At 42.2% G+C, this 1,054-nt stretch carries 1 protein-coding gene; it reads left to right on the forward strand.

Annotated features, from left to right (window positions below; translation table 11 throughout):
- Positions 1–100: 100 nt before the first annotated feature.
- The gene (locus QOS07_RS09235; protein WP_283588650.1) at positions 101–1,024 is read left to right on the forward strand and encodes an IS30 family transposase; all 924 of its coding nucleotides are present in this window, start codon (positions 101–103) and stop codon (positions 1,022–1,024) included.
- The last annotated feature ends 30 nt before the right edge of the window (positions 1,025–1,054 follow it).

Genomic DNA, 1,054 nt, shown 5'->3' on the forward strand with positions numbered 1-1,054 from the left:
GGTAGATTGTAAAATTTAAGTTGAACAAATCAGTGGACAGAAAAACCCATAAAGGTCTTTAATGGTGTCGCTAAACAAAATCCATGAAAGAAGGACCTTTATGGGCACCACTATTTTATCATTTGAAGACCGCGTTGTCATTGAAACTCTTCGTCATGAAAACCGCTCACTTAGATATATCGCTAAATATCTAGGCTTTAGTAAGACCACCATCTTTAATGAAGTTCATCGTCTAAATGGCGAATACCATGCCATTAGTGCTCAAGCTAACCATGAATCTAGGCTTAGTCATCGTGGTCGCAAATGCTCACTAACGGCTAACCTCAAGCGACTAATCGAAGACAAGATCAAAATTCAGAAATGGTCAATTGAACAGGTGGCTCATGTGGTTAGGATCGCCTACAAGACCATCTACAATTGGGTTGATCAAGGACTGCTGGAAATTAAGGTAACTGATTTACCTGACCGTGGTATTCGCCGTAAACGAGCTAAAGAAACCCGCGGAACATTCAGTCATGGCCGTTCGATTGAAGAGCGTCCAGCTGAAGTTAATGCACGGCATGTTGCAGGTCATTTTGAGGCCGATACAGTTCTTTCTGGCAAGCGTAAAGGTCAAGCAGTCGCTACCTTTGTCGAACGTAAGAGCCGTCTTACCATTGTTAAACGGCTTGACGGAAGAGATAGCACTTCAATGACTAAGGCTATCCTTGAATTAGCCAATCAATTAGGAACTAATCTCAAGACACTGACGGTTGATCACGGGAAAGAGTTCGCCAACTACCAATCAATTGAGGAAAATACCGGCGTGCCGTTGTACTTTGCGCATGCTTACTCTCCACATGAACGTGGTAGTAATGAGAATCGTAACCGAGTGCTGCGGCGATTTATTCCTAAGGGCCAGCCAATTGAAGAGGTTAGTGATGATGAATTGATTCAGATTAACTGGTATCTGAATTCACGGCCTCTCAAATGTTTAAACTGGCGAACACCAATTGAAGTCTTTTTGCTTAATTTGCGTCACTAAATTTGTTCAAGTTATTTATTGCAATCTGCC

Source organism: Limosilactobacillus viscerum, from assembly GCF_947387525.1.
GTDB classification, from domain to species: Bacteria; Bacillota; Bacilli; order Lactobacillales; family Lactobacillaceae; genus Limosilactobacillus; species Limosilactobacillus viscerum.